This is a genomic window from Polaromonas sp. P1_E12, assembly GCF_056405975.1.
Genome location: NZ_JBFUBB010000015.1, coordinates 1 through 2,257 on the forward strand (window position 1 = coordinate 1; position 2,257 = coordinate 2,257).

At 63.7% G+C, this 2,257-nt stretch carries 1 protein-coding gene; it reads left to right on the forward strand.

Translation table 11 applies throughout. The features are described from left to right. Window positions 1-2,257 (forward strand): beta strand repeat-containing protein (locus AC1D13_RS23135; protein ID WP_477690378.1); only part of this gene is annotated, 2,257 nt, incomplete at both ends.

The window sequence follows — 2,257 nt, forward strand, 5'->3', positions numbered from 1 at the left end:
CAATTACACCGTGGTGCAACCCACGGGATTGACCGCGAACATCACGCCGGCCAGCTTGACTGTCAGCGGTGTGAGCGCAAACAACAAGGTCTACGACACCACCACTACGGCCACGCTGAGCGGAACAGCAGCGGTGACGGCTTTGGGTGGCGATACCGTGACCGTGGGCGGTACCGGCAGCGGAAATTTCGCCAACAAGAACGTAGGTAACGGCAAGGCCGTCACCGTCACCGGCTACACACTGGGCGGCGCCGATGCGAGCAATTACACCGTGGTGCAGCCCACCAGTGTCACGGCAAACATCACACCAGCCAGCTTGGCGGTGACGGGTGTGAGTGCAAACAACAAGGTCTACGACACGACCACCACCGCGACGCTGAGCGGAACCGCAGCGGTGACGGCTTTGGGTGGCGATACCGTGACCGTGGGCGGTACCGGCAACGGCGCCTTCGCCAACAAGAATGTGGGCAATGGCAAGGCGGTGACTGTGACCGGCTACACGCTGGGCGGTGCCGACGCCGGCAACTACACCGTGGTGCAACCCACGAGCTTGACCGCCAATATCACACCGGCCAGCTTGACTGTCACGGGTGTAGGCGCAAACAACAAGGTCTACGACACAACGACCACAGCGACGCTGAGCGGGACAGCAGCGGTGACGGCTTTGGGTGGCGATACCGTGACGGTGGGCGGTACCGGCAGCGGCACCTTCGCCAACAAGAATGTGGGCAATGGCAAGGTGGTGACTGTGACCGGCTACACACTGGGCGGAGCAGACGCTGGTAACTACACCGTGGTGCAGCCCACGGCGGTGACCGCCAGCATCACACCGGCCAGCCTGGCGGTGACGGGTGTGAGTGCAAACAACAAGGTCTATGACACCACCACTACGGCCACGCTGAGCGGAACAGCCGCCATTACGGCCCTGGGTGGCGATACTGTGACGGTGGGTGGCACCGGCAGCGGCAATTTCGTCAACAAGAATGTTGGCAATGGCAAGACCGTCACCGTGACCGGCTACACACTGGGCGGCGCTGATGCCGGCAACTACACCGTGGTTCAACCCACCGGCCTCACAGCCAACATCACGCCGGCCAGCCTGGCTGTCACGGGTGTAGGCGCAAACAACAAGGTCTACGACACCACCACCACCGCCACACTCAATGGCACGGCGGCCGTCGCGGCCCTGAGCGGTGACGTGGTGACGGTTGGCGGTGGCAGCGGCACCTTTGCCAACAAGAATGTGGGCAATGGCAAGGCGGTGACTGTGGCCGGCTACACACTGGGCGGTGCTGACGCCGGCAACTACACCGTGGTGCAACCCACGGGATTGACCGCGAACATCACGCCGGCTGGCCTGGCTGTTACCGGCGTAGGCGCGAACAACAAGGTCTACGACACGACCACCACGGCGACACTCAACGGAACGGCAGCCGTTACGGCCTTGGGCGGTGACGTCGTGGCCGTGGCCGGCACGGGCAGCGGCAGCTTCGCCAACAAGAATGTTGGCAACGGCAAGGCCGTGACTGTCACCGGCTATACGCTGAGCGGTGCGGACGCCGGCAACTACACCGTGGTGCAACCCACGGCGGTGACCGCGAGCATCACGCCAGCCAGCCTGGCTGTTACCGGCGTAGGCGCCAACAACAAGGTCTACGACGCAACGACCACCGCGACTCTCAACGGAACGGCGGCTGTTACGGCCCTGGGGGGTGATGTCGTGACGGTTGGGGGTGGAAGTGGCGCTTTTGCCAACAAGAATGTGGGCAGCGGCAAGGCCGTGACTGTCACCGGCTACACGCTGGGCGGAGCCGATGCCGGCAATTACACCGTGGTCCAACCCACGGGGCTGACCGCCAACATCACCCCCGCCAGCCTCACGGTCACAGGTGTGAATGCCAACAACAAGGTGTACGACACCACAACTGCAACCACGCTCAGCGGAACAGCTGCGGTGACGGCCTTGGGTGGTGACGCGGTGACGGTAGGCGGCGCCGGCAGCGCCAGCTTCGCCAACAAAAACGTAGGCAATGGCAAGGCCGTAACCGTCACCGGCTACACGCTGGGCGGTGCCGACGCCGGCAATTACACCGTGGTGCAACCCACGGGATTGACCGCGAACATCACGCCGGCCAGCTTGACTGTCAGCGGTGTGAGCGCAAACAACAAGGTCTACGACACCACCACTACGGCCACGCTGAGCGGAACAGCAGCGGTGACGGCTTTGGGTGGCGATACCGTGACCGTGGGCGGTACC